At 71.3% G+C, this 23,391-nt stretch carries 21 protein-coding genes and 1 pseudogene; 10 read left to right on the forward strand and 12 right to left on the reverse strand.

Annotation, left to right across the window (positions count from 1 at the left end; all coding sequences use genetic code 11):
* The first annotated feature begins 2 nt into the window (after positions 1 to 2).
* Complete coding sequence (locus ACZ5XS_RS15910) at positions 3 to 239, forward strand: ferredoxin (protein ID WP_468651587.1); 237 nt, start codon at positions 3 to 5, stop codon at positions 237 to 239.
* A gap of 114 nt (positions 240 to 353) precedes the next feature.
* Here ACZ5XS_RS15910 and mftF read toward each other — a convergent pair whose 3' ends face one another.
* From mftF to ACZ5XS_RS15945, 7 genes are all read right to left on the reverse strand, one after another.
* Positions 354 to 1,820 (reverse strand): mycofactocin biosynthesis glycosyltransferase MftF, encoded by a 1,467-nt coding sequence (gene mftF, locus ACZ5XS_RS15915; RefSeq protein WP_468651589.1) that lies wholly within the window; start codon positions 1,818 to 1,820, stop codon positions 354 to 356.
* 3 nt (positions 1,821 to 1,823) lie between these two features.
* Positions 1,824 to 2,942, reverse strand: coding sequence for an XdhC family protein (locus tag ACZ5XS_RS15920; protein WP_468651591.1), 1,119 nt, complete (start codon positions 2,940 to 2,942; stop codon positions 1,824 to 1,826).
* A 12-nt stretch (positions 2,943 to 2,954) separates the two neighbouring features.
* Positions 2,955 to 3,758 carry a carboxymuconolactone decarboxylase family protein gene (locus ACZ5XS_RS15925; RefSeq protein WP_468651593.1) on the reverse strand — a complete coding sequence of 268 codons (804 nt, stop codon included), beginning with the start codon at positions 3,756 to 3,758 and terminating at the stop codon, positions 2,955 to 2,957.
* A 17-nt stretch (positions 3,759 to 3,775) separates the two neighbouring features.
* Complete coding sequence (locus ACZ5XS_RS15930; protein WP_468651595.1) at positions 3,776 to 5,239, reverse strand: aldehyde dehydrogenase family protein; 1,464 nt, start codon at positions 5,237 to 5,239, stop codon at positions 3,776 to 3,778.
* A gap of 65 nt (positions 5,240 to 5,304) precedes the next feature.
* Complete coding sequence (locus ACZ5XS_RS15935) at positions 5,305 to 6,090, reverse strand: SDR family oxidoreductase (RefSeq protein ID WP_468651597.1); 786 nt, start codon at positions 6,088 to 6,090, stop codon at positions 5,305 to 5,307.
* The gene (locus ACZ5XS_RS15940) at positions 6,087 to 6,959 is read right to left on the reverse strand and encodes an SDR family oxidoreductase (RefSeq protein WP_468651599.1); all 873 of its coding nucleotides are present in this window, start codon (positions 6,957 to 6,959) and stop codon (positions 6,087 to 6,089) included. Before ACZ5XS_RS15940 ends, ACZ5XS_RS15935 begins: the two co-directional genes overlap by 4 nt.
* 170 nt (positions 6,960 to 7,129) lie before the next feature.
* Entirely contained in the window at positions 7,130 to 7,795 is a 666-nt protein-coding gene (locus ACZ5XS_RS15945; protein WP_468651601.1) for a TetR/AcrR family transcriptional regulator, read from the reverse strand.
* Between the two features lie 174 nt (positions 7,796 to 7,969).
* On the opposite strand from ACZ5XS_RS15945, the pseudogene ACZ5XS_RS15950 reads away from it, so the two are divergent.
* A pseudogene (locus tag ACZ5XS_RS15950) lies at positions 7,970 to 9,367 on the forward strand (alpha-L-rhamnosidase-related protein); the annotation flags it as partial.
* 241 nt (positions 9,368 to 9,608) lie between these two features.
* On the opposite strand, the gene ACZ5XS_RS15955 reads toward ACZ5XS_RS15950, so the two are convergent.
* The 3 genes from ACZ5XS_RS15955 to ACZ5XS_RS15965 are packed head-to-tail and all read right to left on the reverse strand — an operon-like array spanning position 9,609 to position 12,016.
* Positions 9,609 to 10,415, reverse strand: coding sequence for an acyl-CoA dehydrogenase family protein (locus ACZ5XS_RS15955; RefSeq protein ID WP_468651603.1), 807 nt, complete (start codon positions 10,413 to 10,415; stop codon positions 9,609 to 9,611).
* A gap of 6 nt (positions 10,416 to 10,421) precedes the next feature.
* Entirely contained in the window at positions 10,422 to 11,567 is a 1,146-nt protein-coding gene (locus tag ACZ5XS_RS15960; protein ID WP_468651604.1) for an acyl-CoA dehydrogenase family protein, read from the reverse strand.
* A gap of 23 nt (positions 11,568 to 11,590) precedes the next feature.
* The gene (locus tag ACZ5XS_RS15965; RefSeq protein ID WP_468651606.1) at positions 11,591 to 12,016 is read right to left on the reverse strand and encodes a nuclear transport factor 2 family protein; all 426 of its coding nucleotides are present in this window, start codon (positions 12,014 to 12,016) and stop codon (positions 11,591 to 11,593) included.
* A gap of 233 nt (positions 12,017 to 12,249) precedes the next feature.
* Here ACZ5XS_RS15965 and ACZ5XS_RS15970 point away from each other — a divergent pair, with 233 nt between their 5' ends.
* The 8 genes from ACZ5XS_RS15970 to ACZ5XS_RS16005 all read left to right on the forward strand — a co-directional run bounded on the left by ACZ5XS_RS15970 (position 12,250) and on the right by ACZ5XS_RS16005 (position 20,711).
* Positions 12,250 to 12,576, forward strand: a complete 327-nt coding sequence (locus ACZ5XS_RS15970; protein WP_468651608.1) for a hypothetical protein — start codon at positions 12,250 to 12,252, stop codon at positions 12,574 to 12,576.
* Between the two features lie 54 nt (positions 12,577 to 12,630).
* Positions 12,631 to 13,929 (forward strand): amidohydrolase family protein, encoded by a 1,299-nt coding sequence (locus ACZ5XS_RS15975; protein WP_468651610.1) that lies wholly within the window; start codon positions 12,631 to 12,633, stop codon positions 13,927 to 13,929.
* An 86-nt stretch (positions 13,930 to 14,015) separates the two neighbouring features.
* Complete coding sequence (locus tag ACZ5XS_RS15980) at positions 14,016 to 14,783, forward strand: SDR family NAD(P)-dependent oxidoreductase (RefSeq protein WP_468651612.1); 768 nt, start codon at positions 14,016 to 14,018, stop codon at positions 14,781 to 14,783.
* Positions 14,783 to 16,126, forward strand: a complete 1,344-nt coding sequence (locus ACZ5XS_RS15985) for a CaiB/BaiF CoA transferase family protein (protein WP_468651613.1) — start codon at positions 14,783 to 14,785, stop codon at positions 16,124 to 16,126. Before ACZ5XS_RS15980 ends, ACZ5XS_RS15985 begins: the two co-directional genes overlap by 1 nt.
* 32 nt (positions 16,127 to 16,158) lie before the next feature.
* On the forward strand, positions 16,159 to 16,986 hold the full coding sequence (locus ACZ5XS_RS15990; protein WP_468651615.1) for an enoyl-CoA hydratase/isomerase family protein: 828 nt from the start codon (positions 16,159 to 16,161) through the stop codon (positions 16,984 to 16,986).
* Positions 16,979 to 18,127 carry a thiolase family protein gene (locus ACZ5XS_RS15995; RefSeq protein ID WP_468651617.1) on the forward strand — a complete coding sequence of 383 codons (1,149 nt, stop codon included), beginning with the start codon at positions 16,979 to 16,981 and terminating at the stop codon, positions 18,125 to 18,127. The genes ACZ5XS_RS15990 and ACZ5XS_RS15995 overlap by 8 nt, the downstream gene beginning before the upstream one ends.
* Before the next feature lie 14 nt (positions 18,128 to 18,141).
* Positions 18,142 to 19,290, forward strand: a complete 1,149-nt coding sequence (locus ACZ5XS_RS16000) for an acyl-CoA dehydrogenase family protein (protein ID WP_468651619.1) — start codon at positions 18,142 to 18,144, stop codon at positions 19,288 to 19,290.
* 200 nt (positions 19,291 to 19,490) lie between these two features.
* The gene (locus ACZ5XS_RS16005) at positions 19,491 to 20,711 is read left to right on the forward strand and encodes a CoA transferase (protein ID WP_468651621.1); all 1,221 of its coding nucleotides are present in this window, start codon (positions 19,491 to 19,493) and stop codon (positions 20,709 to 20,711) included.
* A gap of 20 nt (positions 20,712 to 20,731) precedes the next feature.
* Here ACZ5XS_RS16005 and ACZ5XS_RS16010 read toward each other — a convergent pair whose 3' ends face one another.
* On the reverse strand, positions 20,732 to 22,147 hold the full coding sequence (locus ACZ5XS_RS16010) for an amidohydrolase family protein (RefSeq protein ID WP_468651623.1): 1,416 nt from the start codon (positions 22,145 to 22,147) through the stop codon (positions 20,732 to 20,734).
* Complete coding sequence (locus ACZ5XS_RS16015) at positions 22,140 to 23,279, reverse strand: enoyl-CoA hydratase/isomerase family protein (RefSeq protein WP_468651625.1); 1,140 nt, start codon at positions 23,277 to 23,279, stop codon at positions 22,140 to 22,142. The genes ACZ5XS_RS16010 and ACZ5XS_RS16015 overlap by 8 nt, the downstream gene beginning before the upstream one ends.
* Between the last annotated feature and the right edge of the window lie 112 nt (positions 23,280 to 23,391).

Raw genomic sequence — 23,391 nt, forward strand, 5'->3', positions numbered from 1 at the left:
TCGTGACCGAGCACTGGAGAGTCAAGGTCGACCCGCGCATGTGCGTCCGTACGGGGCTGTGCGCGGCCTCCGCGCCGCAGGAGTTCCAGCTCGACGAGACGACCGGGCAGGGCCGCGCCACCGCCGAGGTCCTGCCGGCATCGGAGGAGGTCCTCGAGGTCGCCGAGTCCTGCCCCATCGAGGCGATCTCGATCGCGGACGCGCAGTCCGGGAGGGCGGTCTTTCCGCCTGACGATTGAGGGGACCGGGGCGGCTGCGAGGCGTGGTGCTTCGTGCCGCCCTGGTGCGATCAGGGCCCTGGCGGCCCGGCGGCGCCCACGGCCCCGAGTGGGGAGGCGGCTCTACACGGGGCGTCAGCCCTTGGAGCGGCCCGCGGTGGACCGGCGCACAAAAGGCAGGCCCACCTTCGGCAGCAACGGCGCGAGGGCGCGATGGCGCCAGGCGGAGGCCGTCACGCCCGTGCCGTACGCCAGGTCGTCGAGGCAGCGCAGAGCCGTCCAGCGCACGGGGTCCAGGGGCGGCCGACGCGCCACCCACTCCGCGAGGACCGGGGCGAGCATGGCCGCCGTGGCCGCCCGGGCGGTGCGGCTGCGGGGCGCCGCGCCCAGGCACAGCAGCCCCAGGGGCCACCACTCGCGGCGCAGCGCGAGCCCGAGCGCCATGGAGTCGGCGACCAGGCCCTGTGCCACCACGGATGCGCTCAGTTCCGTCGCGGCGGGGGTGTCCGCCAGGTGTCGGCGAAGGAGCGCCGCGGACGTGAGCGTGCTGAGTGCCGCGGCGCCCGGGCGGCCATGGGCGAGGAGACCGAGTGTCAGGAGATTCCAGGCGGACGGGCGCGCCGGTGCGACCCGGCCGGGGTGGCGTTCGGCCAGTGCGGCCGCCGAAGTCCCGTACTCGTGACGGCGTTCGAGCGCCGCTCGCCACGCGAGCCGGGGCGTGTGCAGGACACGGGCACGCGGCTGGTAGCGCACGTGGAACCCGTGGTCGTGCAGCCGCCAGACGAAGTCCACGTCCTCGCCGAGCCGCAGCTCCGCGTCGAACGTGACCTTGTGCAGTACGTCGGTGCGCACGACCAGTGTGGCCGTGGGCACGAAGCCGACCCGTGCGCCGGGGCGCACCACGGCCTGCTCCCGGCCCAGGTCGAGTGCGGAACGCGCGGCCTCGTAGCGGGCGAGAAGGCCCTTCGGGGGATACGGAACATCCGGCACGATCCGCGGTGCGACGGCCGCGACCCGAGGATCGTCGAAGGCCGGGACGAGCAGGTCGAGCCAGCCCTCGTCGGGGCGGCAGTCCGAGTCGACGAACGCGACGAGTGGCGTGGTCGCGAGTGCGGCGCCGGTGGTGCGCGCCGCCGCCGGCCCCCGGTTGACCGCGTGCCGGACGAGGCGGGCGCCGTGCGCCTCGGCGATCGCCCGCACGGCCTCGGGATCCGGTGAGCAGTCGTCGACGACGATCACCTCCAGGGCACACAACGCGTACAGGCAGCGGGCCAGTTCGCCCGTACGTCCGTACGCGGGGACGACCACGGTGACCGGATGGGGCCCGTCCCGCCTCGGGGGCACAGGGTGGGCGAGGCCTCGGTCGAGCAGCTGCCGGGCCAGAGCGCGCCCCACCACCGTGTCCGGTGTCAGGCCGTGCCGCCCCGCCTGCCGTAGGGCGGCGAGGTGGGGCAGCGCGGCGGCCTTGATGCGCGCGACGCCCCAGGGTGAGCCGCCGGTCACCACCCGGCCGCCGCCGTAGAAGGACGCGGCGTGGTCGAGTGCGATGGGCAGGCCGGACGGGGACAGCGGCCGACTGTTCGACGCGGAGGATGAAGCCACCGTTCAACTCCCCTGATTCATCACGCTCTTGGAGCCACCGGACTGCGGCGTCCCCCAGGGCGTGTACGGATCGTGGTGCAAGGGCCCGTCCGTGTCCCGGAGCGGCAGACCGCCACCGCCCCGCCGCGCCGCGACGATCTCCGCGCCGATGGCCACCGCGGTCTCCTCGGGCGTACGTGCCCCCAGGTCGAGGCCGATCGGTGAGCGCAGCCGGGCGAGTTCCCGCTCGGTGAGCCCTGTCTCACGCAACCGGTCGAGCCGCTCCTGATGCGTACGCCGGGACCCCATCGCCCCCACGTACGCGACCGGCAGCCGCAGCGCCACTTCGAGCAGTGGCACGTCGAACTTGGCGTCGTGGGTGAGGATCACGACGACCGTGCGGCCGTCGACCGGTGTGCGGGCGAGGAATCGGTGCGGCCAGTCGACCACCACCTGATCCGCGTCCGGGAAGCGCGCCGGCGTGGCGAACACCGAGCGGGCGTCGCAGACCGTGACCTCGTATCCGAGGAACGCGCCCAGCGAAGCGACCGCCCCGGCATGATCCGTCGCACCGAACACGAGGAGCCGTGGACGCGGTGCGTACGAGGCGATGAACACCTCCGTACCCGGGCGGCAGCGGACCGCGCGGATGCCGCTCGCCGCTACGTCCAGCATGGCGCGCGCCTCGGCGATGATCGCGGCGTCGACCTCCGCCGCCCCCGTGGACCCACGAACCTCCTCGGGGCCGACGGCCAGGATCGCGCCGCTGCCGTCGAGAAGCTGCGCTACGGCGACGGGTGTCCGGCCGGCCACCGCGGCGAGCACGGCGGACGGCGGCTGCGGCTGCACCCACACCTCGATCGTGCCGCCGCAGCTCAGACCCACCGCGAACGCGGTGTCGTCCGAATAACCAAAGCTCTCCCGCATGCCCGTGCCCGTCGAGAGCACCTCCTGGCACAGCTCGTGGACGGCGGCTTCGACGCACCCGCCGGACACGCTCCCGAGCACCTCTCCGGTCTCGGACACCGCCATCACGGCGCCCGGTGCACGGGGCGCGCTGCCGTTGACCGAGACGACGGTGGCCAGGGTGAAGCGGGTGCCCGCCCGGTCCCAGGCCGTGAGCCGCGCGGCGATCTCACGCATGGCCGTGACGCGTCACGCGGGCCGCCCGGCCCACGCCGCCTCCACCGAGTCCGCGAGCGCGTCGCCCTTCGCGAAGCCGTAGTAGGCCGCGAACTGCAGGACGATCTCGTCCATCTCCTCTTTGGTCAGGTCGCCGGAGTGCAGGGCCGCCGCGACGTGCGTGCGCAGGGGAACGGGCGAGTCGTCGAGCGCGACGCTGGCGACCGTGATGATCCGGCGCTCCCTGCGGGTGAGCCCGGGGCGCTGCCAGACGTGTCCGAACACGAAGTTCAGGATGCCGGCGTGCCGGTAGGGGGAGTTGACGGGGGGCGCGGGCGTGAGGTTCACGTCGATGAACTCCTCCACGCCGCGCGCGATGCGCTTCTCCATGTCGCCGGGTCCGAGCGTGAGGTTGTCCAGCTCGGGCCAGGCAGGCGTGGGTTCACCGCGGTCGCGGTGGATGCGGTCCCATTGGCGTGCGATGGCGCCCTCCAGATGGGAGGCCTTGGGCCAGCCGCAGTACACCGCGAAGTGCAGGACGAGTTCGAGCATCTCTTCGAGCGAGATGTCACCGCTCGCGAGCGCCGCGTGCACCTGCTCCTCGATCGGCTCCGGCGAGTCGGCGGCCGCCACGCAGGTGAGCGCGACAAAGCGCCGGTCCCGCCGGCTCAGTCCCGGCCGCGACCACACCTGCCCGTACAGGAAGTCACGGGACGCGCGGCCGAACGGGGTGTGACGGAAAGGGAGTTCGGCGGCCCCCAGAACCTCGGCCGCGGTCTGCTCCCCGCGGCCCCCTTGTGCCGATGCGTCCACTGACATGTCCGTCGATACGTCCATCAGGACTCCCTGACTTCCTAGGCGCGAATGAAGACGTTCTTGGTCTGCAGGAACTCGTACAGCCCTTCCTTGCCGCCCTCACGGCCGTGACCGCTCTGCTTGTACCCGCCGAACGGAGCCCCCGGCGGCTGCCCTGACGGCCCGTTGACATGCACCGTGCCCGCCTCAAGCTGCGGCACGATGCGCTGCACCCGCGCCACGTCATGGGTGAACAGGACCGCGCCGAGGCCGTACGGGGTGGCGTTGGCCAGCTCGACGGCCTCCTCCTCCGTGTCGAACGGGATGATGGACAGGACCGGGCCGAACACCTCGTGCCGGGCGACCTCGCTGTCCGGATCCACATCGGCGAGCACGGTCGGCTCGACGAAGAAGCCGCCCTGCACCTGCGACGGGAGCGAGGCCTTGTCGACGGCGTGACCGCCCGCGACGAGCCGGCTGTCGGCCGCCGCCTTGTCGATCACACCGAGGATCCGGTCCCGCGCCTGAGCACCGACCACCGGACCCAGGGCCGTCGTCGGCGCGAACGGATCCCCGACGGTCAGGGCCTTCGCGGCAGCCCCGGCGGCCCCGACGACCCGCTCGTACACCTCGCGGTGGACCAGCATCCGGGTGGTGAGGTTGCAGCCCTGACCGGAGAGGTTGAAGCAGGAGCGGACGGTCTCGGTGACGGCGGTGTCGATGTCGGCGTCGGGGAACACGATGCTCGCCGTCTTGCCGCCGAGTTCGAGCAGCACCGGCTTGAGGGTGTGGCGGGCGGAGTCGAGGATCTTCTTGGCGGTCGGGATGCCGCCGGTGAAGGAGATCATGCCGACGTCCGGGTGGCGCACGAGGTGCTCACCGGCCTCGGGGCCACCGGGCAGGATGTGCAGCACTCCCGGCGGCAGCCCGGCCTCCAGGGCGATCTCCGCGAACTTCGCCACGGTGAACGGCGCGAGATCGGGCGACTTGACGACCACGCAGTTCCCGGCGGCGAGCGCCGGGGCGATCTTCATGCCGACCGACATGATCGGACCGTTCCAGGTGAGGATGATTCCCACGACGCCGTATGGTTCCGGGACGGTGTAGTCGAGCCCCGGGGCCATGACCGGGCTCGGCGGGATCGTCGCCCCCTCGATCTTGTCCGCCCAGCCCGCGTAGTACCCGAACCAGCCGGAGCACAGATACGCGAGCGCCGACGCCACGGCGATGGGCGCGCCGAGTTCGAGCGTGGTGAGGCGGCCGAGCTCCGGGACGCGGGCGAGCATCAGCTCTTCGATGCGCTGCAGGATGCGGCGGCGCTTGTCCGGGGACATGGCCCGCCACTCGGGATACGCGTCCTTCGCGGCGGCCACGGCCGCGTCGACCTCCTGCGGTCCGCACAACAGCACCGAGCCGTTGACGCGGGCCGTCGCCGGATTGACGTGGTCGATCGTGCCGATGGATGTCTTCTCGAGCCAGATGCCGTTCACCAGCGGTCCGGTGACGCCGAGTTCGTCGCTCAAGATGTGCCCCTCTCCTTCTGCGGAACCGCGTACGGCACCGTCTGCGGAACCGTCGTGAACCCGGCTCACAGCCGGGTGACCCAGCCGCCGTCGACGCTGATGGTCTGCCCGTTGATCCACACGCCGGCGTCCGAGGCGAGCAGCAAAAGGGTGCCGAGCAGGTCATCGGCCGGGGCGGACTTCTTCCCCGGGATGGCCGAGGCGAGCGCGGCGCGCGCCGGGTGGTCGGCCGGCAGGCTTTTGAAGCCGGGCTCGTTCTCCACCAGCCCCGGTGCGATGGCGTTGACGTTGATCCCGTGCGGACCGAGTGAACGGGCAAGCCCGACCGTGACGTTGACCAGCGCGAGCTTGCTCACCCCGTAGATCCCGCCGCCCATGAACGCGCCGGCCGACACCTGGTTGATGATCCGCCCGCCCCCGCGCTCCACCATCGAGGCCTTGACCGCCTTCGCGCACACGATGGCGCCGAACACGTTGACCCGCATGACGCGCTCGAACCATTCGCCCGGCAGATCGAGGAGATCGACCTGGGGGATGTCGGCCATCAGGGCGGCGTTGTTGACGAGGATGTCGATTCCGCCGAAGGCGTCGACGGCCTGCTGCGCCATGTCGGCTGCGGAGTCCCGGTCGGTGATGTCCACCCGTACGCCGAGCGCCTGCAGCCCGTCGCCGGCAAGGGACTTGGCGGCCCGCTCGGCGCCCTCGGAGTCGAGGTCCGCGAGGACGACTCGCGCCCCGGCCTCCGCAAGGGCGCGGGCGTAGACCTGGCCGATGGCGCCTGCGCCGCCGGTGATCACGGCGACCTTGCCGTCGAGGCTCATCCGGTCGAGGGTGCTGCTCGATGCGTTCATGAGGAGTCCTTGATCAGTCGGGACAGGTAGAGGTCGACGTCGGTTCCGAGTTCGCGCAGTTCGTCGGCGGCTTCGGGAGCGGTGAGGATGAGGAAACGGTCCTCGCCGACGCCGTCGGCGACGATCTCGCCGACCGACTCGGCGTCCAGGACCGGGAACTGGGGGCCCTTGGGGGGTGCCGGCTCCCCGTAGAAGGTGATCTGCTCGACGATGTTGGTGGCGACCCCGGCCGGGCACAGGCAGGAGACGCCGATGCCGCGCGGCCGCAGGGAGAGCGCGAGGGATTGGGAGAGCCCGACGACGGCGTGCTTCGTCGCCGTGTACGGAAGGCGGTCGTGCCCGTACGGCAACAGCCCGGCTGTGGAGGCCGTGTTGACCACGTGACCCGATCCCTGCTCCAGGAGCAGCGGCAGGAACACGAGGTTGCTGCGCACGACGCTCAGCAGGTTCACGTCGATGACGCGCTGCCACGCCTCCAGCGGAATGTCCTCGACGGGGCCGACGGCCAGGATGCCGACGTTGTTCATCACGAGATCGACCCGGCCGAAGCGCTCCAGCGCCAAGTCCCTTACCGCGCACAGGTCGTCGAGGCTGGTGACGTTGCAACCGGTAGCGGCGTTCCGCGCACCCATCCCGTCGAGCTCGGCCGCGACCGTCCGTGCCCGTTCGGCATTGAGGTCGGTGACCACCACTCGCGCGCCCCGGCGGGCGAAGGCATGCGCGGCGGCCCGCCCGATCCCGCTGCCCGCGCCGGTCACGACCGTGACGGCCTCCCGTAGATCCATGGTGATCGAACTCCCTTTGGGGTACGGGTAGTTGGTGAAGGTGGGTGAGGTGGTGCGGGGCCTGGGGCCTGTCGTTTGGATCACGCCGCAGACGCGGGGTCTGGCACGCGCATCTGCCGCGTTGTCACGCTCGCGCGGGGGCACCCCCATCGCGTCGACGCCCTCCTCCGCCTTGCAGCGGCACGCACCAGACCCCGTTCACCGGCACTGAACAGCGCTGTCGATTTCCTGCGACCTGATCCAAACGACAGGCCCTAGGGGTGGACGGGCAGCGCGACCTCGCGTGGTCCGGCCTCCGTCAGGGCCGACGCGGTGGCCGGGGACACCGGCGCCTGCAGAAACCCGACCATGCCGTCGAGGAGATCCCCGACGTGGACGGTGTACGGCAGTACTTCCTCGTCACGGGCCCGGCTCTGCTCGCGTTCGGCCCCGGCGTGCACGCTGAACGCCATCGCATGGGCGATGCGGTGGCCGCGCAGCGGCTCCGGAACGTGCGGCAGCAGCGCCCCGGCCCGCTCGCGGAAGACGTGCGTCGGTGCGAGCAACTCGGGTGTGAGCCGGTCGAGGACGTCCCGCCGGCCGTGCTGCTGGAGTTTCGCCACGAAGCTGAGGTAGTGGCTGCCCTCCCGTTCGCCCTGTTCGAGCACCGGGACGATGTGGCACTCGACCCAGGTGCGCAGATCCTGCGGACGCCGGCCGGCGATCAGAGCGGCGCGGCGTTCGTTGAGATCCCGTAGGCGGTACTCGAAGATCGCCTGGATCAGGCGCTCCTTCGAGCCGAAGTGGTATTGCACCGCCGTGTTGTTGCCGTTGTGGGCGGCCGCGCTGATCTGTCGCAGGGAGGCCCCGTCGAGGCCGCGCTCGGCGAAAAGTCGCTCCGCGGCCAGCAGGATCCGCTCCTTCACGGAAAGTTGCACCACGACACCACCCGTACGAGAGGGTTGTTGCGCGCTTGCGAGAATTACGTTTCCGTACGACGGGAATCGAAGCATGGCCCGTGGGGGAAGTCAACCGCCTTAAAGCGCGCGGAAATGTGGTCGTCGTGAGCGTTGTGCTGTACTCGGGGTGTTCGTAAACTTACCGCCTGGCAGAGATTGAGCGCACTACTCCTGGAGATCCACAACCTGGAGGCCGTCCTCGGCCGCAAACCGTCCCTCGACCGGGACGCCGAGCTGTTCACGGTCGCCGTCGCGCGCACCGGCTTCGCCCGCACCGGCACGTTCACCACGGACAACGCGCTGCTCAACCGGATCCAGCGCAACCTGGAATGGGCCGAGCAGAACAACCTCGTCCAAAAGCCCACCGACACGCCCTCGCGCGAGAAGAACGGCTGGACCGGCGACGCCATGGCCAGCTCCGAGTCGCAGTCCCTCACCTGGGACGTCAACGGGGTCTTCACGACCTTCCTGCGCCACTTCCCCGACACGCAGATCTCCACCGGCCAGCTGCCGATGATCGTCCCCGTGGCGAAGGGGGCTTACGGCTACGACCGCACCCCCGGTTGGGACAAGGCGTGGAAGGCCGTGCCGACCTGGGACTCCGCGTACTTCGTCATCCCGCAGGAGCTCTTCGCGTACTACGGCAACAGCAGCCTGTTCGCCGAGCTGTACGAGCACCAGGACCGGCTTCTGAAGACCTACGAGGCGCTGTTCACGGCGGAGAACGGCTACCGGTTCGAGGCCGCGCTCGGCGCGTACTCCGGAGCGGAGCCCAAGGGCAGCAACGCCGTGATCAGCCTCGCCTACTACATCCACTTCTGCGACTACATGGCGGACGTGGGCAAGCTGCTCGGACGCACCGGACGAGCCGCCCACTACGGCAACCTGGCCAAGATCCTGCGCAAGGCGTTCATCGCCAACTACTGGGACGAGAAGCTCGGCCACTTCACCGAGGGCAGCATCTCCAGCGAGAACGCCATGGCCCTCGCCTTCGACCTGGTCCCCGGCTCCGACCTGAGCACCGACGACCCCCGGTACCTGCCCGGCACGAAGAAGCTCGCCGAGAACGAGAAGGCCCTGGCCAAGCTGCTCGCCGACCGCATCGTGGCCGCCGGTCACCACCTGCAGAACGACATGTACGGCTCGCGTTACGAGTTCAACATCCTCAGCGAGTACGGCTACACCGACATCGCCCTCAAGGCCGTCACCCAGACCGGCGAGCCCGGCTACGTCCACCAGATCGCCCGGGGCGCCACCTCGCTGTGGGAGGAGTGGCAGGAGCGGTTGTCCGTGAACCACCACTACCGCTCCAACGTGGCCACGTGGTTCTACCAGAGCCTGGCCGGCATCAAGCCGACCTCCACCGCGTACGAGACCCTGCGCATCCGCCCGTACATTCCGGCCGTGGCCGTCAACAGCCGTGTTCCGGTGGACACATCGGACCTCGACCTTTCGCCCGCACCCCTGGACCGGGTGAGCGCCTCGATCAAGACGGTGCGCGGTGAGGTGTCCTCGCAGTGGCACCGGCGTACGGACGGCAGGATCGATCTTTCGGTGACCGTGCCGTACAACACCGACGCCGAGATCTGGGTGCCGACGCAGGGCAAGCCGGTGAGCGCCCCCGGACGGCGTGCAGTTTGTACGGGACGACTCCTCGGGCGGTGCGGCGTACAAGGTGTACCGGGCGAAGGCGGGTTCCTATCGCTTCAACGCCTGAGCGCGGCGGGCTGCGCGGTTCGTCCTTGCGGACGGGTGATCCGCGCGGCTCCCAGAAGCTGGGCGACCCGCGCGCCTCTCAGAGTTGGGCGATCCGCGTGGCCCGGCCTTCGCTTCGGATCCGGGCGCCCGCCTCGCGGGTCAACTCCCGTGCACTCCCGAGCAGTCCGTCCAGCGCGTACGCCCGCCGTACGTGCCGGTGCAGGGCGTGTTCGGCGGTGAAGCCGATGCCGCCGAGCACCTGCTGGCAGTGGCGGGCGGCGGTCAGGGCCGCGCGGCCCGCGGCGGCCTTGGCGAGCAGAGAGCTCAGGTCGCCGCGGTCGTCGTCCCCCACGGTCAGGGCCGCTTCGGCGCCGTCGATCGCGATCAGGGTTTCCGCGAGGCGGTGGCGTACGGCCTGGAAGGAGGCGATCGGGCGGCCGAACTGTGTCCGGTCCAGGGCGTGTTGCCGGGCCAGGGCAAGCATGGCGCGGGCCGTCCCGGTCAGCCACCAGGCCAAGGCCCGGCGACCCGCGGTGAGAGGCAGCGCCTCGGCCTCGGTGGGGGTGAGACGCCAGGGCAGTTCCTGGTCCAGTGCGTCGGCGGGCGTGAGATCGGTGCCGCGCTTCCAGACGAGCTGCCCACCGCCGGCGTAGGGAAGGGGCACGCTGTCGCCCAGCGGGCGCCCCGCCTCGTGGAGCACCACGTCGTTGAGCACGGAGGCGTGTGCGCCCGTCTCGCCGAGCAGACGGCAGACCAACGGGACCGTTTCGTTCGGCAGTTCGGCGAGCATGTCCCGCCAGCCCATGCCGTCGAGTGCGGCATCCAGAGCCGCGCCCGTGTGATCGGTCATCGTCTTGCGCAGGGCCTCGGCCAGCAGGCCCAACTCGGTTGTGTCAGCGCTCATCCGGGTTCACTCCTTGCCGAGATCGAGCAGCCGCCGAGCGATGATGTTGCGCTGCACCTCGGCGGTGCCGCCGTAGATGGTCGCCGCACGCGAGTACAGGAACTCGGTGCGCCAGGTGTCGTCCGCATCCGTGAGCTCGACCGCACCCGGGAGCAAGTCCCTCGCGGTGTCGAACAGTTGCTGCTCGGCGGTGGCCAGAAGGACCTTGTCGACCGAGGTCTCCGGGCCGAGTGCCGCGCCTTCCGCGAGCCGTCGCTGCGTCGCGTAGGAGCGGGAGCGCGCGGTGTGCAGCGCGAGATAGGCCTCGCCGATGGCCCTGTCGTCCGGGTCGCGGCACTCCTCGAGGAGACGGTCGAGGCGCGTGTACAGGTGGGCGATGCGGTGCCAGAAGCAGGTGGAGCGCTCGTGCGGCAGCAGGTCCATCGCCAGGCGCCAGCCGTCGCCCGGCCGGCCGAGCATCCGTGCGCCGGGCACGACCACGTCGTCGAAGAAGACCTCGGCGAACTCGTCGACGTCATGCATCGTGCGCAGGGGGCGGACCGTGATGCCGGGGGAGTCCATGTCGACGAAGAAGGCGGTGATGCCGCCGTGCCCGGGCTCTCCCGTCCGCGCGAGCAGTACGCAGCGGGCAGCGTACTGGGCGAGGCTCGTCCACACCTTCTGGCCGGAGACCACCCAGTCGTCGCCGCGCGGCCGGGCGCGGGTGGTGAGCGAGGCGAGATCGCTGCCGGAGCCCGGTTCGGAGAAGCCCTGGCACCACTGCTCGCGGCCGCCGAGCAGCAACGGGACCATCTCGGCGGCCAGTCGAGGCGAGGCGTACGAGATCATGGTCGGGGCCAGGACTTCGACCATGGAGTAGATGCCGGGCTCCGCGAGGCCGCGGGTGGCCACCTCCTCGCCGAGCACGGCCCGCAGTACGGCGGGTCCGCCGAGCCCGCCGACGGACGCGGGCCAGCCGTGGCGCATCCAGCCCGCCTCGTACAACGCCCCTCGCACCCGCGCCAGTTGTGCCACCTGGGCGTCCAGGGAGTGGTCGGCGGGATCCGGTGTGAGGTCGTGTGCGTCGAGCCAGGCGGTCAGGTCGGCGCGGAACTGCGCGGTTGTGCGGAACTCCGCGGTTGTGTGGAACCCCGCGGGCATGCGCCCGTCCATGGGCCTTCGGCTCTCCTCGGCGCTCACGCGCCCGCCGGGTCGAAGGCGTGCGGGCGTCCGGAGTCATGGGCGCCGCTGCGGCGGATGAAGGTCATCGCGCGGGAGCGCAGCCGCCAGCCGCGTTCGGTGCGCCGGTAGGAGTCGTTGTAGTAGCCGATGCGCAGGTCGTGAGTGGCGTGGTCGACGAAGCAGAGCGGCTGGGTGCCCGTGGCGCTGTCGTCCGCCAGTTCCACCAGTGCGGCGCCGGTGAGGAACAGCCCCTTGGGTGCGGCGGCGACCAGCGCCGGGAAGTCGGAGAGCGGGTAGGTGTCGCCGAAGGCGCTGTACGTCCCGTCCTCGGTGAACACCTCGAGCAGGCCGTCGATATCGCCCTGGGTGATCGTCACCGCGTAGCGGGCCAGGAGCTGGTGGATCTCCATGAGGTCGTCGGTCGGACGGGGTGAGGTCACCTGTTCGCTCCGTTCTCGTGTATGAGAATGATGTTCTCGTCTGTTTCCTTCAGGGTTCCACGAGGGTGGTGATGCGTCAACGTGCAAACCGGCGGTGGGAGTCGGGTGGGCCCGGCGGAAATGCCCCGTGTATCGCGCAATGTTGCGTACGAATGGTTGATTCGCGGATCAGGAGAAGATAGTTTCCGTTTGCTGAGAGGGGAATCCTGTCCGGCAGGGGAAGGGAAGTCGACATGACGTCACCGGCCCTGGGGCTGCGCCCCGGAGCGCAACTGGCCAGCACCGTCTGCGGTACCCGTGTGGTCGTGGTGAAGGCGCAGGCCGACGCCAGTCCGCGGCTCACCTGCGGAGGTGAGCCGATGGTGCCGGCGGCCGAAGCGGCGCCGGCACCCCCAGCCGCGCCCGCAACCCAGAGCGCGGGCACTCTCATCGGCAAGCGTTATGTCGACGCCTCCGGCTCCCTGGAGCTGCTCTGCACCGCCGCGGGCGGTGGGCCGCTCGCCTGCGACGGCACGGTGATGGAGATCAAGGCTGCCAAGCCGCTGCCCGCGTCCGACTGAGCCCGCCCCGCACACCTTCGTACTCATGCGTATGCACGCGCTTGGAGGCCCGTCATGCACCGGGACGACATGATCCTGATCAGCGTCGACGACCACATCATCGAGCCGCCAGACATGTTCGTGAACCACCTGCCGGAGAAGTACCGCGAAGAGGCCCCGCGCCTGGTCCACCGCGAGGACGGCACCGACGTGTGGACCTTCCGCGACACGGTCATCCCGAACGCCGCGCTCAACGCGGTGGCCGGGCGGCCGAAGGAGGAGTACGGCATGGAGCCGCAGGGTCTCGACGAGATCCGGCCCGGCTGCTACGACGTGCACGAACGCATCAAGGACATGAACGCGGGCGGCATGCTCGCCTCGATGAACTTCCCCTCGTTCCCCGGCTTCGCGGCCCGCCTGTTCGCCACCGAGGACCCCGACTTCTCCCTCGCCCTGGTGCGCGCGTACAACGACTGGCACATCGACGAGTGGTGCGGCGCCTACCCGGGCCGCTTCATCCCGATGGCGCTGCCGGCGATCTGGGACGCGGAGCTGTGCGCGGCGGAGGTGCGCCGGGTCGCCGCCAAGGGCTGCCACTCGCTCACCTTCACCGAGAACCCGGCGGCCCTCGGTTATCCCAGCTTCCACGACCCGTACTGGAACCCGCTGTGGAAGGCCCTGGTCGACACCGACACCGTGATGTCCGTGCACATCGGCTCCTCGGGCCGGCTCACCATCCCGGCCGCCGACTCCCCGCCGGACGTGATGATCACGCTGCAGCCGATGAACATCGTCACCGCCGCGGCCGACCTGCTCTGGTCCAAGCCCGTCAAGGACTATCCGGACCTGAAGATCGCGCTGTCCGAGGGCGGCACCGGCTGGATCCCGTACTTCCTCGAGCGCGTCGACCGGACCTTCGAGATGCACTCCACCTGGACGCTGCAGGACTTCGGCGGAAAGCTGCCCAGCGAGGTCTTCCGCGAGCACTTCCTGACCTGCTTCATCAGCGACCCGCTGGGCGTACGGCTGCGGCACGACATCGGCATCGACAACATCTGCTGGGAGGCCGACTACCCGCACAGCGACTCCATGTGGCCCGGCGCGCCCGAGGAGCTGGGCGGCGTCATGGACGCCTGCCAGGTGCCGGACGACGAGATCAACAAGATGACGTACGAGAACGCCATGCGCTGGTTCTCCTTCGACCCCTTCGCACATGTGCCGCGCGAGGAGGCGACGGTGGGTGCGCTGCGGGCCGCGGCGGCCGGGCACGACGTGAGCGTCCAGTCGCGCAGCCACCGGGTCGTCGCGCCCGCCGAGAAGCTCGCCGGGTACCGGGAGCGGGCGCAGCGGGCGGTCGCCGCCGCGTCGAAGTAGCCGGCGGCCCCGACTGTCTCACAGTCCGTTCAGCCCCCGAACCGTCGACGTAGCCCGTTCAGCCCTCGGACCCAGGAGGTCGCACCGTGGCGGACGCCGCCAACCCCTTTGCGCTCACCGGCCGTTCGGCCCTCGTCACCGGCGCCGCGGCGGGCATCGGCGCCGCCGTGGCGCAGGCGCTCGCCCGGGCCGGCGCCACCGTCCTGGTCACGGACCTCGACGGCGTGGCGGCCGAGACGAGCGCCGAGAAGATCCGTGCCGAGGGCGGCAAGGCGGAGAGCGCGGTTCTCGACGTACGGGACCGGGCCGCCGCCGACGCCGCCTGCGCGCGGGCCGCCCAACTCGCCGACGGCCGACTGCACATACTCGTGAACAACGCAGGTGTCACCGCGCCGGCCATGTTCGCCGACCTCACCGAGGAGAGCGTCACGCGGCTCGTCGACATTCATGTGATGGGCGCGTTCCGGTGCGCGCAGGCCGCGCTGCCGTTCCTGCCCGTGGACGGCACCGGACGCGTCATCAACGTGACCTCGTCCGCCGGCCTCACCGGCACGCTCGGCCAGGTCAACTACTCGGCCGCGAAGGCCGGGATCATCGGGATGACCAAGTCGCTCGCCCGGGAGCTGGCGCGCAAGCAGATCACGGTCAACGCCGTGGCACCGCTGGCCGCCACGCCGATGACGGAGACCATCCGTACGCACGAGAAGTTCGCCGGACCCATGCTCGCCCGCATTCCCATGGGCCGGTGGGCCGAGCCGGAGGAAGTCGCCCCGGCCTTCGTCTTCCTCGCCTCCGACGCCGCGTCGTTCGTCACGGGGCAGGTCCTGCCCGTCGACGGCGGCCTGGTCATCTGATGCCCGGAACCGGGGGGCGGGGGCATGGAGGGCGGGGACCGCTTGCCGGCGTCACCGTCGTCGCTCTGGAGCAGGCGGTCTCCGCTCCCATGTGCACCCGTACGCTCGCCGACCTCGGCGCCCGCGTCATCAAGGTGGAGAACCCGCGCGGCGGTGACTTCGCCCGGCACTACGACGACGTGGTGGGCGGACTCGGCGCGCATTTCGTGTGGGCCAACCGCGGCAAGGAGTCGGTCACCCTCGACCTGAAGACCGAGCGGGGCCTCGATCTGCTGCACCGGCTGCTCGACCGGGCCGACGTCCTGGTCTCCAACCTCACCCCGGGCACCACGGCCCGGCTCGGAGTGGCGCCCGAGGACCTCGCCGCCCGCCACCCCGGCGTCATCGGTGTGGAGATCGACGGCTACGGCCCCGGTGGCCCGCTCTCCCACAAACGCGCGTACGACCTGCTCGTCCAAGCCGAGTCGGGCGCCTGCTCGATCACCGGGCGCCCCGGCGCTCCCGCGAAACCGGGACCGCCGGTCGCCGACACCACGACCGGCCTGTACGCGGCGCTGAGCATCCTGGCGCTGCTGTATGAGGGGCGCGGATCGGGGCGCGATGGGCAACGTGGGTCCAGGCGCGATGGGGTACGCGGATCCCGGCTCGACGGTGCACGCGGGTCCGCGCTCGAAGGGGCACACGGATCCGGCAGTGGCCCCACGCCTTCGGTGGCCGTCAGCCTCTTCGACACGATGACCGAACTCATGGGGTACGCGCTCACGTACACCCGCCATTCGGGCCTGGAGCCCGACCCGCTCGGCATGAGCTCCCCGGCCGTCGCGCCGTACGGGGCGTACCACACCGCCGACGGCCGGACCGTCGTCCTCGGCACGACCAACGACCGCGAATGGCAGCGTCTGGCCGAGGAGTTGATCGAGCGGCCCGACCTCGCCGCCGACGACCGGTTCCGCACCAACACCGGCCGGTGCGCCCACCGCGAACTCCTCGACAAGGAGATCGCCGCCTGGTGCGCCCGTCACGACCTCACCACGATCCAGGACCGTGCCGACGAGGCCGGCATCGGCAACTCGCGCTACAACACACCGAGTTACGTCAACGCCCACCCGCAACTCACCGCCCGCGACCGCTGGCGCACCATTCCGACCCCAGCAGGCGAGATCCCCGCTCTGCTGCCGCCACCGGTCATCTCCGGTTACGAGGCGCGGATGGGCGCGGTACCGGGGCTCGGCGAGCACACGGAGACGGTGCTCGGCGAACTCGGCCTGAGCGCGGAGGAGATCACCGTGCTGCGCGAGGGCGGGGTGATCGGGGAGGCTCCCGAGGCCAGGGGGCCGGCGTGAGGGCGTACGAGCCCCGGAGCGCAACCAGTCCCGTGCTGCTGACCCACGACACCCCCGAGGGCATCCGCACCCTCACCCTCAACCGCCCGCACCGCAAGAACGCCCTGAACACCGCCCTCTGGTCCGCGCTGCACAACGCGCTCGTGGCGGCCGGCGAGGACCGGTCCGTACGGGCCCTGGTACTCACGGGCGCCGGGGGAGCGTTCTGTTCGGGCGCCGATCTCACCAGCCCCCGTCCCGACTCCCACCCCCTGCACCGGATGCGGACCCTGACCGACGTGGCGCTGCTGTTGCACGAGCTGCCCGTCCCCACCGTCGCCAAGGTCACCGGGGTCGCCGTCGGGGCGGGCTGGAACCTCGCTCTCGGCTGCGACCTCGTCGTGGCCTCTCAGGGCGCCCGGTTCTCGCAGATCTTCGCGCGCCGCGGCCTCTCCCTCGACCTCGGCGGTTCCTGGCTGCTGCCCCGGCTCGTCGGGCTGCAGCAGGCCAAGCGGCTCGCGCTGCTCGCGGAGACGATCGACGCGGAAGAGGCCCACGCCCTGGGGCTCGTGACGTGGGTGGTGCCCGAGGAAGAGATCGACGGCTACGTCGAGGAGCTCGCCGTCCGCCTCGCCCAGGGGCCGGCAATCGCGCTGGCCCAGAGCAAGGCCCTGCTCAACGAGGGGACGGGATACACCCTGCGCGAGGCCCTCTCCGCCGAGGCACGCGCGCAGGCGGTCAACTTCGCCACCGCGGACGTCCCCGAGGCCTACGCGGCCTTCACCGAGAAACGCGCACCCGTCTTCACGGGGACCTGGGCCGTACCCGCGCCCGCCCTCGCGCCCGTCACCCAGTCAACGGAGGAACCCCGCGATGCCTGAAGCAGTGATCGTCGAGGCGGTCCGCACCCCCGTGGGCAAACGGGGCGGAGGCCTGTCCGCCGTCCACGCCGCCGACCTCTCCGCCGTGGTCCTGGGCGCACTCGTCGACCGCACCGGCATCGATCCGACGGTGGTGGACGACGTGGTGTGGGGCTGCGTGGGACAGATCGGCGACCAGTCCGCGAACATCGCCCGCTACTCGGTCCTCGCGGCGGGCTGGCCCGAGTCCGTGCCCGGCACCACGGTCAACCGTGCCTGCGGCTCCAGTCAGCAGGCCCTGGATTTCGCCGTTCAGGCCGTCCTGTCCGGTCAGATGGACGTGGTCGTCGCCGGCGGCGTGGAGGTGATGAGCCGTGTGCCGCTGGGCGCGGCGAGAACGGGCGGGCAGCCCTTCGGGCCCCAAGTCCTGTCCCGCTACGGGGGGTTCGACTTCAACCAAGGCGTATCCGCGGAGAAGATCGCGCAGAAGTGGGGCATCACGCGTGCCCAGGCCGATGAGTTCGCCGCCCTGTCGCATGCGCGTGCCGCTGTCGCGCAGGACGCCGGCGCGTTCGACCGCCAGATCGTCCCGGTGACCGCGCGTGCCGCGACGGTGAGCGCCGACGAAGGCGTACGTCGCACCACCAGCGTGGAAAAGCTAGCCTCCCTCAAGCCGTCCTTCAGCGAGGACGGCCTGATCCACGCGGGCAACGCCTCCCAGATCTCGGACGGTGCCGCCGCTCTCCTGGTCACGACACCGGACAAGGCCCGTGAGCTGGGCCTGACCCCGTTGGTCCGGTACCGCGCGGGTGCGGTGGTAGGCGCCGATCCCGTACTGATGCTCACCGGTCCGATCCCGGCCACGGAGAAGGTGCTCCGCAAGACGGGCCTCGCCCTTGCCGACATCGGGGTGTACGAGGTGAACGAGGCCTTCGCGCCCGTACCTCTCGCCTGGCTCGCCGAGACCGGAGCCGACCCCGACCTGCTCAATCCGCTCGGCGGCGCCATCGCCCTGGGCCATCCGCTCGGTGCGTCCGGCGCCGTGTTGATGACCCGCATGATCCACCACATGCGGGAGAACGGCATCCGCTACGGCCTGCAGACCATGTGCGAAGGCGGCGGCACCGCCAACGCCACCGTCGTCGAACTCGCAGCCGACTGAAGGGGTTCGGAACCATGCGCCGTGACCTCTTCACTCCCGACCACGAAGCGTTCCGCGAACTCGCCCGCGACGTCATCGCCAAGGAGGTCGTCCCGCACTACTCCGACTGGGAGAAGGCCGGGCAGTTGCCGCGCGAGGTCTTCCGCCGGCTCGGCTCACTGGGGCTGCTCGGCGTCGCGATCCCCGAGGAGTACGGGGGAGGGGGCGTCGCCGACTACCGCTACAACGTGGTCCTCCAGGAGGAGGCAGCCCGCGCCCTGGTGACGCTGGGCACCGTACGTACGCAACTCGACGTGATCCTCCCGTACTTCCTCGCGTACGCGAACGACGAACAGCGCGGGCGCTGGTTCCCCGGCCTGGCCACCGGGACCCTGCTCACCGCCATCGCCATGACCGAACCCGGCACCGGCTCCGACCTCGCCGGCATTCGCACCACTGCCGTGCGCGACGGCGACCAGTACCTCGTCAACGGCGCGAAGACGTTCATCACGGGCGGTCTCCTCGCCGACCTGGTGATCGTCGTGGCGCGTACGTCGACCGATCCGGAAGACCGGCGGGCCGGCCTCACCCTGCTCGTCGTCGAGGACGGCATGCCCGGCTTCACCCGCGGCCGCACCCTGGAGAAGATCGGCATCAAAGCGCAGGACACCGTCGAGCTGGCCTTCGACGACGTCCGCGTGCCCGTGGCGAACCGGCTCGGCGAAGAGGGCGCCGCGTTCGGCTACCTCGGTCACAATCTGCCTCAGGAGCGCCTCACGGTCGCCGTCGGTTCGGTCGCACAAGCCGCCGCCGCCCTGGAGGCGACCATCGCCTACGTCAAGGAGCGCAAGGCCTTCGGGAAGCCGGTCGCGTCCTTCCAGAACACGAAGTTCGAACTCGCCGCCGTGGCAACGGAGACCGAGGCCGCGCAGGCGATGCTCGACCGGGCCGTCCTCGCCCTGGTCGCTGGTGAGCTGTCCGGCCCGGACGCGGCGAAGACGAAGCTGTTCTGCACCGAGGTGCAGGCGCGGGCCGTCGACCGCTGCCTCCAGCTCTTCGGCGGATACGGCTACATGCAGGAGTACGCGATCGCCCGGCTGTACACCGACGCCCGGATCACACGGATCTACGGAGGCACCAGCGAGGTCATGAAGGTGATCGTGGCGAAGTCGCTGGGGCTGTGAGCGGGGGGTCTGCGGACGGGCCGTCGACCGTGCGGCGATGGCTGGCCACGATCGGTGACGCACTTGGGCCGTCGGCACCGGCAGGGCCGACGATCTCGACCGGTCCGCCACCCCTGGCCGGTCCGCCATCCCCGACCGGTCCGCCACCCCCGACCGGAACGGCCGACTGCCCCTGCCGGGACTGGGCCACGTCCGGCGCCATGTCCCTGACCGGCCATGCCTCCGGCCCGCCCGTACTCGCCCCGGCGAGCGCCGTCCCGTTGCTGCGGGCCGCCGCTTCAGCACTCCAGCCGCTCGGAGCTGCCCTCGCCCACCCGGTCCGTGTGGACCCCCTGGCCCTGCTCACCGGTCGCGCGGGCGCACTGGGGCTGACCCGGCAGGGTCGCATGTCCGCCGGTGGGGCCACCCGGCTGCTGCGGGCGGCGGACGGATGGTGCGCTGTCTCGCTCAGCCGCGCCGACGACCTCGAACTGCTCCCGGCACTCCTGGGGCGCACCGACGTGGACGACCCCTGGCGATCACTCACCCGGGCTGTGCGGCGCATGCCGGCGGGGGACCTCGCGGAGCGCGCCCAGATGCTCGGCATCCCGGCCGCAGGGCTCCCGCCCGCACCATCCGTCCCTTCAACTCCCTGGCGGGTCAGCCGTATTGCGTCCCCGGCACGTACGGTGCCCGGCCGCCGACCGCTGGTCGTCGACCTCTCCTCCCTCTGGGCCGGCCCCCTGTGTGCCGACCTGCTGCACCAGGCGGGCGCACGCGTGATCAAGGTGGAGAGCACTCGTCGCCCCGACGGTACGCGCAGCGGCAAGCGCCTCTTCTACGACTGGCTGCACGCCGGCCACGAAAGCGTCGCCGTCGACTTCACCACCCGCGAGGGTCGCACCGCCCTGGCCGCCCTGATCGATGCCGCCGACGTGGTCATCGAGGCTTCCAGGCCGCGCGCCCTGCAACAGCTGGGTGTGGCCCCGGAACAACGGACACACCACGCGGGCAAGGTCTGGATCGCCATCACCGGAGACGGCCGCGCGCACCCCGATCGGGTGGCTTTCGGGGACGACGCCGCCGTGGCGGGCGGGCTCGTCGGCTGGGCGGGCGGCGAGCCGGTGTTCTGCGCCGACGCGGTCGCCGACCCGCTCACCGGTCTGGTGGCCGGACTCGGAGCGCTCGCCTCCCTGGCAACAGGCGGGGGCCACCTGATCGACGTGGCGATGAGGGAGGTCGCCGCGGCCTTCGCCGCCGGCGCACCGACGGCGGCTCACACACTGCACGGCGACCACGGCACCTGGAGCGTCCGTTGCCCACGGCTGCGGCAGACACACGCTGTACGGTCACCGCTGCCGCCGCAACCACGGGGAACTGCGGTGGAGTTGGGGGCGGACACCGCGAGAGTCCTGGATGAGGTGGCGGTGGAACGCCGCTGAACGGTCAGCGCACGACCACGTCAACGCGGAGTCACGGGACCGTACACCGCCCGCCCGCCAACATATGTGGCCCGCACCAGAGCCGGGTCCGGGTGGCGCAGGGCCTCGTCGAGGGGTGTGTGCAGCAGGACGAGATCGGCGCGTGCCCCGGTGGTGAGACGGCGCGGCGGGCCGCCGGGGTCGCACGGACGGGACAGCATGCCGCGCAGCACCCGTACTGTCGAAGTCCGTTCGCCCGGTCCCAGGACTCGTCCCGAGGGTGTCGTGCGGTCCCGGGCCGCGCGCAGACAGGCCCACGGATCCGGATCGCCGTACGGGGCGTCGCTACCGGGGGCCGTGGGAACTCCGGCGCGCAGCAGGCTTCCGTAGCGCCACAGGTCTGCGTGCTCACTTGTCGGGGTCCTGGCCAGGTATGTGTCGCCCCGCTGTGCGATGAACGTCGGTTGGGTGACGACGCGCAGCCTGCGTGTGGCGAGTTCGCGCACGGCGGGGGAGTCCGCGAGGGCGCAGTGCTCGATGCGGTCGCCCGCCCGGCTGCCCGCCGCGTCCAGCGCAGCCAGAGTGAGTGCGAGCGTGGTGGGGGTCACGCAGTGCACGGCCACGGGGCGGCGCGCGGCATGGGACGTGGATATCTCCCTCACGAGGGTGGTGAGTTCGGGCAACTCATGGTCGGTGACCACCAGCTTGCGGGCGCCGAGCCGCAGCCGTGGGTGGCTGACATGCGTCGGCCGGTACGCGGCCAGGGACGTGACGTACTGGGGCATCTCGCCCCGGTGCAGTGCACCGGCCAGCACGGATACAGCGGCCGGATCACGGGTCGCGTCCGTGACATGGGTGATCCCGAAGGCGGCCAGCCGGGCGCCGATCTCGGTGAGCGAGGGCGGGCGGGCGCCGATGCGCTCGCGCAGCCAGCCGTCCACCCGCCAGAGCCGTCCCGTCGCACGGCCGGCGTCGTCCCGCTCCACCCCGGGTGGCGCGGTGGCCGCCTCGGCACCGAGGCGTTGCAGGGCCGCGGAGTTGACCACCCACAGGGCACCCGAACGGTGCTGCACCCGCACCGGCCGCCCACCGGCCCAGGCGTCGAGCATCTCCCTGTCCAGCGGGCCGTGCGTGCCGTCGTCGTACCCGGTCGCGCGGATCCAGCCGTCCGGACCGGGGGCCGTGCTGCCGATTGTCCGGCCGAGCGTGACGGCCGTATGTTCCGACAGATCGATGGAAACGGCCTGCGCGGCCATCGCGGCCAGATGCAGATGGTGGTCGGAAAGCCCTGGGAGCAGAGCGCCACCGCCGCCGTCCACCACACTCTCGCCCGGTGCGGCCCGCAGCCGGGGCGCGAGGGCGACGACGCGCCCGCCCCGCACGCGGCAGTCGCCCAGGCGGCCGGGGACCACTTCCACGGATCTGAACAGGACGGACGAGCCTGGGAGTTCAGCCATGTGGCACACCGTCGACCATCCGGCTCCCTTGCGCCCCGGTCGCGTCGAGCCCCTCCACCTCGTCCACCAACCCCCACCGTAACGCCGTCCCCGCGCCGATCTCCTCCCCGGTCAGCATCAGCCACGCCGCACGCCACCGGCCCACCCGGCGGGTGACGCTGACCGTTCCTCCGGCTCCCGGAACCAGGCCCATCGACAGCTCGGGGAGCCTGAAGCGCGTATCGGCCGCCGCGGTCACCAGGCCCGCGAACGCGGCGAGTTCGAGACCCGCACCGATCACGGGCCCGTGCACCCGCACCCGGGTCCGGTCGCGCAGTGCCTCCAGGAGGCGCCACGGCGCACGATCGAGACGGACGACGTACGTCGCCACGGGATCGCGAGCGGAGCCGAACTCGGCCAGGTCGCCGCCGCTGCAGAACGCCGGCCCGGCTCCCCGGAGTTCCACCCGCTCGACGCCGTCATCCCACACGGCGACCTCCAGTGCCGCGTGCAACTCCTCCCGCATCCGGGCCGACAGGGCGTTGCGCCGCTCCGCATGGTCCAGTTCGATCGTGAGCAGTCCACCGTCGCGCGTCGCCCGTACGAGCGGCCGCACCGGAGTCGACGGGCGCGTAGCCGTGCGCTCGGCGAGCCATCCCTTGTACTCGGGTCCGCCGAGCAGCATGGAGTACACCGCGGCCTCCGCCGCGAGACCGCGCACCGTGTCGAGGCAGGCCGTCTGCCGCAACAGATGCCCGAGAGCCAGGCCCGCCCCGGGACGATGCGCGACCGCCTCCTCAAGCTGGTCGTACGCCTTTCCGACGTGCGCAACCGGCATCAACTCCGGCCGTTCGGCGACGACATCGGGCCCGGCCAAGGTCAGGGTCAGGGCGTCGAGCAGCGGTGCGAGGCGCTGCGTCGGCGTGTGCCGGGCCACGCCGACGACCATCGGCAGCACCCCCCGTACAGCCGCGGCGCACCGGGCGATCTCCGCGTCACCGGCGGCGTGCCACCGATCGAGATCCAGAAAGTGCAGCACCCGACTCGGTACTCCCTCCGGGCCCGGCAGCACACCGGCGTCGGCGGCGGCGACCCGTGCCGCCGACACGGTCGTGTCCGCCCACTCCGGGAAACCCGCGTTCTCCCTGTTCATCCCGCAAGAGTAGAGCGAGAGCTGAGGCCGCCGACAGGCCTCTGCGTGAAGCATCAAGTCGCGGATCCATCACCGTATTCTCGATAACGGTATTGGCATTCTCGTAGCACGC

It is taken from the genome of Streptomyces sp. NPDC033131, from assembly GCF_055578365.1.